This is a genomic window from Xanthomonas sp. D-36-1 (assembly GCF_017746155.1).
GTDB lineage: Bacteria > Pseudomonadota > Gammaproteobacteria > Xanthomonadales > Xanthomonadaceae > Xanthomonas > Xanthomonas cissicola.
Genome location: NZ_JAGHWR010000129.1, coordinates 1 through 7248 on the forward strand (window position 1 = coordinate 1; position 7248 = coordinate 7248).

Consider the following 7248-nt stretch of genomic DNA (forward strand, 5'->3'; position numbering starts at 1 on the left):
GCCGGCGATGGGGAGCGTGCGTCTGTGAACCGGGAAATTCCCGCGGAAAGCGCCAGAAATGGCGAAATTCCGAAGTTCCAAAAGCCACTCTTCGGAACGACGCCACCTTCCGCCCTGTCAGGTCTCGTTGTTCAGACCTTCCCTAGCAGCTCGTCTTCGGAGAACGGCTTGGTGATGTAGGCGCGGGCCCCCTGGCGCATGCCCCACATGCGGTCGGTGTCCTGATCCTTGGTGGTGACCAGGATGACCGGAATATGCTGGGTGGTGGGCTCGCGCTTGAGCGTGCGTGTGGCCTGGAATCCGTTGAGGTTGGGCATCACCACGTCCATCAGCACCAGATCCGGCAGCGATTCCTTGGCCGCTTCAACGCCGGCAGCACCATCGGTGGCGGTGATGGTTTCGTGCCCCAGCTTCTCGACGATGCGCTGAATCCCCAGCAGCTGCGACGGCGAGTCGTCGACGATCAAAATACGTGCCATGTGTTTCCCCTAGTGTGCGCGGCGAGTGTAGTGCGCCGGCCGCGCTTTCGGTAGCTGGGCCAGGTGCGTTGCTGGAGGGTTCGTGGTCGGCGAGCGTGGCCAGACTGATGGAGCGACGCGCTGTTTTTTCCAGTAGCCGTAGCCATTACGTCGGATAGCACAGGCCGGATTCAACGCAACACTCCGCCGAACGCCGTGTTGCTTTCCTTCTCCTCCCCCTTCATGGCGGGGGACAGGGAGCGCGTAGCGCTGGATGAGGTGGGATCCGGATGCGAGGGGGCAGATCGAGTTGATTATCACGTTGCGGGCAGCCGAACCCTCACCCCAACCCCTCTCCCAAAGGAGAGGGGACGGCTCCCTTCTCCGGCGCCGGCTGAGGCAGCGGCCAAGACTCGACGCTGCGGGTCGCCATCAACTGCCGCGCGGAGCGCGCGTGGCCTCACCCAACCCTTGCGCGCGCAAAGCTGATCTGGCCCGCGCCGCTCAGCTCAGCTCACGGTCTCGCCGAATGCCTTGGCCAGATTGCGGTATGCCTTCTTCTGCGCGTCGTCGGTGGGGGCCGGGGCGAGGATTTCCAGTTCCACGATCTGGTCGCCCGGGGTGGTGCCCGGCAGGCCGCGACCGCGCAGCCGCAGCTTGCGCCCGGCGTCGGAGTCGGCCGGCACCTTCAATTCGACCGAGCCGCCCAGGGTGGGCACGCTGATGGTCGTGCCCAGCGCGGCCTGCCAGGGCATGACCTGCAAGGTGTACAGGATGTTGCGCCCGTCCCCCTCGAAATGCGGATGCGCCGCGTATTCGATCTCCAGCAACAGGTTGCCGCCGCCGTTGCCCTGCCCGCTTAGGCGGATCACCTGGCCGGGCTGCACGCCCTTGGGCACGCGCACATCCAGCTGCTTGCCGTTGATGGTGATGCGCACGCTGTCGCCCGAATACACAGCTTCCAGCGGCACCGCAAGCTTGGCGCGGGTGTCGCCGCGCGCCTGCGGGCCGGCACCTGCACCGGGCCCGGCGCCCGGGCCGCGCGGACGACCACCGCGTTGGCCGGCGAACAGGCTCTCGAAGAAATCGCTGAAGCCGCCACCAGCGCCGCCGTTGCCGAACACCTCTTCGAAATCGAAGCCCTGCCCGCCGCCGTAATTGGGCGGGGCCTGGAACTCGTCGCCCGGCCGGAATCCCTGAGCCTTCAACTGGTCGTAGGCCTTGCGCTTGGCCGGGTCGCGCAGCGCTTCGTAGGCCTCGTTGATCGCCTTGAACTTGTCTTCGGCGCCGGCTTCCTTACTGACGTCGGGGTGATATTTGCGCGCGAGCCGGCGGTAGGCGGTCTTGATCTCCGCATCGCCTGCACTGGGCTCCACGCCGAGCGTTGCGTAGTAATCCTTGAATTCCATCTAATCACCTCTGGAAAAAAACGGCCCGCAGCCGAGGCCACGAGCCAGTTCGACGGCCAGCACTCCGGCGGACAGCGCGTGTGCGGCGCGGAAGGCGTGCCCCCCTGCACCGTACGGGCGTACGTGCCGGGTTCGCATACCAGCCGCGTCCGCAAGCGGTCACGCCATGGAGCTGTTGGCCAATCTATTCGCAGCCGGGCGGGCAACCGCGCCTATTCTACGGCGCGACTGTCGCCGGAGAGCGAAGCTGTGTGGCCTCGCCCCAGGTCCGGCGTCCTGCGGCGGCCAGTTCCGGCTGGCAGAGGTGCCCGTCGGAACTGCCGGTCGCCTGGCCGGCCTGCATGCACAGTACAGGCCGGCCAGGCGAACACCGCGCGCCTGCACAGCGCGCCGCCGCGACGTTTCTTGCGCTTACTGCACCGTGCTGCCGCTGATGTTCTGACCGTTGCCAACCTGGATACGGCGCGGCGTGGCGGCCGGGCGCTTGGGAATGCGGATTTCCAGCACGCCGTTATGACCTGCAGCCGTGATGCCATCGGCGTCGGCGCTGTCGGGCAGCGCGAAGCGGCGATGGAAGCTGCCATGGCGGCGTTCAATGCGCGAGAAGCGCTCGGTTTCGGTGCTGGATTCGCTCTTGCGCTCCCCCTTGATCGACAGGATGCCCTTGTCCATCTGCACCTCGATCTGGCTTGGATCGATGCCCGGCAAATCGGCGTACAACACGAAGTGATTGGGCTCTTCCTTGATGTCAACGCGCGGCACCCACTGCGCGGTCACCACGGCCGACTCGTCGGTGTCGCCGTTCTGCTCGAAGAAGCGATCGAACACATGCTTGATCTCGTTCTGCAGCGCGTGGGTGGGAAATTGGGGATAACGAACGATGTTCATTGCAAGCCTCCAAAAAGGTTGATGACGGAGCCGGTGCCTGCGAGGTGCGCAGCTGCGCCGGCCATGTGCGTCAGATAGGCGTGGCCGGACGGATTTCAAGCGCGTTGACGCGCTTTTCCCCTGCCCCTTTCTAGAATCCGTTCAGCCACAGGAGCCTGCCGCATGACCATCCACGTTGGTGACCGCATTCCCGAAGTCGTGCTCAAGCGCCTGCGCGACGGCATCGAGGCCGTCGACACCCACAGCCTGTTCGCAGGCCGCAAGGTGCTGCTGTTTGCGGTGCCGGGGGCCTTCACCCCCACCTGCTCGGCCAAGCACCTGCCGGGCTATGTGGAACACTTCGAGCAATTCCGCAAACGCGGTATCGAAGTGCTGTGCACCGCGGTCAACGACCCATTCGTGATGCAGGCCTGGGGGCGCAGCCAGTTGATTCCCGACGGCCTGCACCTGTTACCCGACGGCAACGCCGAACTGGCGCGCGCCCTGGGCCTTGAAATCGACGCCAGCGGCTCGGGCATGGGCCTGCGCTCGCGCCGCTACGCGCTGTATGCAGACGACGCCGTGGTCAAGGCGTTGTTTGTCGAAGAACCCGGAGAATTCAAAGTCTCTGCAGCCGATTACGTGCTGCAGCATCTGCCGGATTGAGCCCCCCTTTCTCCCATCCACTCAGAAGGAAAACGGCCAGCCATGTCTGATCAGCCAGCCACCAATACTCCCGCCGGTATCACCGACACTGCCACCTTGCGCGCCCGCGCGCGCCAGAGCATCGAAGACGGCGCCATCACCGAGAGCTACCACGCCGATCGCGAGAAGGTGATCGAGTTGCTCAATACCGCGCTTGCCACCGAATACGTGTGCACGTTGCGCTACTACCGCCACTATTTCATGGCCAAGGGCATGCTTGCCGACGCAGTGAAGGGCGAGTTCCTGGAGCACGCGCAGCAGGAACAAGAGCACGCGCACAAGCTGGCCGAGCGCATCGTGCAGCTGGGTGGCGAACCGGATCTCAATCCGGACACCCTGACCAAGCGCTCGCATGCCGAATACAAGGAAGGCACCGACTTGCGCGACATGGTCAAGGAAAATCTCATCGCCGAACGCATCGCCATCGATAGCTATCGGGAGATGATCGATTTCATCGGCGACAAGGACACCACCACCAAGCGCATTCTCGAAAGCATCCTGGCACAGGAAGAAGAGCACGCCGATGAATTTGCCGACATGCTGGAAGGCTGGATCGGCGAATGAGTTGAGGTTGCGATGTAGCGATGCATCGCCATCGAAGATCGCAGCGAGTTGACATTGAAATCGACGCGATGGTGAAACAGACAGGGTAGCGCCTTGAGCGCCCTGTCTGTTTTTTTTTGCCGCTAGATTGCGCTTAAACGGTTGCGCCCCGTATGAGCAACGACCTACGAGGTAGCCAGATCCCGACGCGCCGCCGCCCTCGCCCACGCATCTGTAGGAGCGCACCCGGGCGCGATGGAGCGTTTCCGGTAACGCCTCGTCGCGCCCAGGTGCGCTCCTACAGGGGATGTCGCGAACAGCAGGTGTCTGCCGCTGAGCACGGGTCGGTAGCACTTCGTTGGCGACCCGATCAACGCAACACCCGAAAGCGCACCTGCGTCCATGCGCCATCGCTGGCCAGTGCGGTGAGGGTGTGCAACCCAACCTCTTCGAAATCGCGCTGAAATCCTTGTCTTCCGTTGGTCTGCGCGATCCAGCGGCCATCCAGCAGCCAATCGATGCGCGCCTCGCTGCCCAACGCACGTAACTGCAACCGCACCGGGCGTGCGGCGTCGTTGGCCCGCGCAAGCGTGGCGCGGTCGCTCAAGCCATCGATGCGTAGCATCCCGCCACCGGTCATGCGCCCGTCCGGCGCACAATCTTCAGCCAGAGGCGGCAGTTGCGCGGCGGCGCGTTCGGATGTACTGAGCCAGGGCGAGACCAACGCCGGCCAGCGCGCCACCGCGCGCGGCACACGCTCATGCGGCTGGCGGCATTCCTGCGACAACCGCTGACCGCTGCGCGCATCGACCTCGAAGCGCACTTGCCCGCTTTGCCACAGACGCGCATCGCGCTCGGCGAAGGTGGGCGGCACTGCGCCGTCGAGTGCGTAAGCATCGGCACGGCGTGCGCAGAGCGCTGGCGGGGTCTGATCCGCAGCGCCACCCAGCGGCCAGCAGATGTCGATTGCCTGCACTGTTGCTGGCATCGGCAACGGGGCGCTGTCGCCGGCCCTGCGCGGCAAGGCATCGATGACTTCGAACATCAACGGCAATGCGGTGACCGCACCGTATTGGCCCGGCAACGGGGTGCCATCCGGCCGCCCTACCCACACGCCGACGGTATAGCGCCGCGTCCCGCCAATGGCCCATGCATCGCGGTAGCCGTAACTGGTGCCGGTCTTCCACGCCACGCCGGGGCGCGCGGTGGTGTCGAAGGTGCCGCTGCCATACCCGGGGCGCGGATTGCTCTGCAAGATCTCGCGCACGATCCAGGCCGCACCCGGCGACATCACGCGGCGATCGATGCGCGCATCGTCCGGCGTGTAGCGCACACGTCCGGCAATACCGCCGCGATTGAGCGCGGCGAAGGCGCCGACCAGCTCCTGCAACTGCGCACCGGTGCCGCCCAGTATCAACGCCAGCGACGGCGCGCTGCCGGAAGGAAAATGCAGCGCAATGCCGGCATTGGATAACCGCGCAGCGAAGCGTGCCGGGCCGATGCGCTCGAGCAGATCCACCGCCGGCACATTCAACGACAGCCGCAACGCCGTGGCCGCGCTCACCGGGCCGTTGAACGCCGCATCGAAATTGCCGGGACGGTAGTCGCCGAAACTCTGCGGCGCATCCACCAACAGGCTTTCGGAATGGATCAGGCCATCGTCCAGCGCCATGCCATACAGGAACGGCTTGAGCGTGGAGCCGGGCGAGCGCCATGCCTGCACCATGTCGACATGACCCAGGCGCTTGCGGTCGCCGAAACTGGCCGAGCCCACGTAGGCGCGGGCCTCCATCGTGGCGTTGTCCACCACCAACAATGCCGCGGAGGTGCGCTCTGGCAGCTGCGAAAAATACGTGGCCACGCGCTCTTCCAGCGTGCGCTGCAATTCCACATCCAGCGTGGTGACGATACGCGCCGCACGCGGCTGCGCGCTATGCAGGCGCTGCGCCAGCAAGGCCGCATGCAACGGTGGCTTGAGCGAGCGTGTGACCACGGGCTCGATGCGCGCATCGTCCACCTGCGCGCGCGACCACACGCCCAGCTCGACCATGCGGTCGAGCACCTTGTCGCGTGCGCGTTGCGCCGCTGCCGGGTGCCGGTCCGGGCGCAGGCGGCTGGGCGATTGCGGCAATACCGCCAGCAACGCGGCCTCGGCGTGCGACAAGGCCTTGGCCGGCTTGCCCAGATACGCCCAGCTGGCCGCCTCCACCCCTTCGATGGTGCCGCCGTAGGGCGCGCGCTCCAGATACAGCATGAGAATCTCGTGCTTGCTCAGGTGCGCCTCCAGCTGCAATGCGCGCAACAACTGCTTGGCCTTGCCCCACGGCGTACGTGTATGCGGGTCCAGGATGCGCGCCACCTGCATGGTCAGCGTGGAGCCGCCGGACACGATGTGGCCCTGCCCGATCCACTGCCCACCGGCACGCAGCAGACCCCAGGGATTGACGCCCGGGTGGCGCCAGAACCAGCGGTCTTCGTAGTTCAGCAGCGCCTGCAAATACAACGGCGACACGCTCTGCGGCGTGGCGGGATAGCGCCATACGCCATTGCGGTCGGCGAATGCACGTAAGGGCGTGCCGTCGCGCGCAACCACCAAGGTGGAGGTGTCGCGGGACTTGGGCAACGGCAACGGAAAGGCCAGATCGAGCAGCAGCATGACGCTCAGCAAGGCAGCCGCACTCAAGCGCAGCCACCGCAGCCAGCGGCGTCGGTTGCGGGCCTGATGGTTCGGCGTTTGCTGGCGCGACGGCGTCCGATCCATCCCTGTTGGTGCCTGCGGCTGTTCATCCATCGCGCAAAGCATGCAGGGCAAAACGCGTTTCGGCTACCGCTGCGCAATTCCAGGCCGGCGTATCTGCAGCGCGATCAGCCGCACGACCAACTGCACGGCCAGCCGGACAAGCTACTGGCCCAAGGACAGGCGCAGACCCTGAGCGACATGCGGACATCCTTGCGCGGCAACCGTTTGATCCCACCTGTGGTCACCGCATGCAGGTGCCTGCGATGCTCAGGGCATTCACGCCGAAGGCGCGGCCGCCACGCTTCGGCAGCAGCACGCATCATCTGCAGGTGGCGGCGATACCCCCGCGAACACACTCGTTTAGGGAAGGTCTGATCAACTCACCGCAGATGCGCGACACTATCGCCTTATGTAGAGGATTCATCCATGCAGCTGACGTTCGGTGACGCTGAGGGCTTGGGCAAGCGTAAGCAGACCCGGCGCGAGATCTTTCTTGCCGAGATGGAGCAGGTTGTTCCGTGGCAGC

General features: G+C 65.4%; 6 protein-coding genes and 1 pseudogene. 3 read left to right on the top strand and 4 right to left on the bottom strand.

From position 1 onward, the window contains the following. Nucleotides 1-131: 131 nt before the first annotated feature. The 3 genes from J7367_RS21895 to J7367_RS21905 all read right to left on the bottom strand — a co-directional run bounded on the left by J7367_RS21895 (nt 132) and on the right by J7367_RS21905 (nt 2755). Nucleotides 132-479, bottom strand: a complete 348-nt coding sequence (locus J7367_RS21895; protein ID WP_057663980.1) for a response regulator — start codon at nt 477-479, stop codon at nt 132-134. Between the two features lie 488 nt (nt 480-967). Beyond that, on the bottom strand, nt 968-1867 hold the full coding sequence (locus J7367_RS21900) for a DnaJ C-terminal domain-containing protein (RefSeq protein ID WP_057663982.1): 900 nt from the start codon (nt 1865-1867) through the stop codon (nt 968-970). Between the two features lie 411 nt (nt 1868-2278). Beyond that, nucleotides 2279-2755 carry an Hsp20/alpha crystallin family protein gene (locus J7367_RS21905; protein ID WP_007962463.1) on the bottom strand — a complete coding sequence of 159 codons (477 nt, stop codon included), beginning with the start codon at nt 2753-2755 and terminating at the stop codon, nt 2279-2281. A 162-nt stretch (nt 2756-2917) separates the two neighbouring features. Here J7367_RS21905 and J7367_RS21910 point away from each other — a divergent pair, with 162 nt between their 5' ends. After that, entirely contained in the window at nt 2918-3400 is a 483-nt protein-coding gene (locus J7367_RS21910) for a peroxiredoxin (protein WP_003483924.1), read from the top strand. A 42-nt stretch (nt 3401-3442) separates the two neighbouring features. After that, nucleotides 3443-4003, top strand: a complete 561-nt coding sequence (locus J7367_RS21915) for a ferritin-like domain-containing protein (RefSeq protein WP_003483923.1) — start codon at nt 3443-3445, stop codon at nt 4001-4003. Between the two features lie 349 nt (nt 4004-4352). Here J7367_RS21915 and pbpC read toward each other — a convergent pair whose 3' ends face one another. Beyond that, complete coding sequence (pbpC, locus tag J7367_RS21920; protein ID WP_176214968.1) at nt 4353-6743, bottom strand: penicillin-binding protein 1C; 2391 nt, start codon at nt 6741-6743, stop codon at nt 4353-4355. Between the two features lie 405 nt (nt 6744-7148). Between pbpC and J7367_RS21925 the strand changes: the two are divergent. Beyond that, nucleotides 7149-7248 (top strand): annotated as a pseudogene (locus tag J7367_RS21925) (IS5 family transposase); the annotation flags it as partial.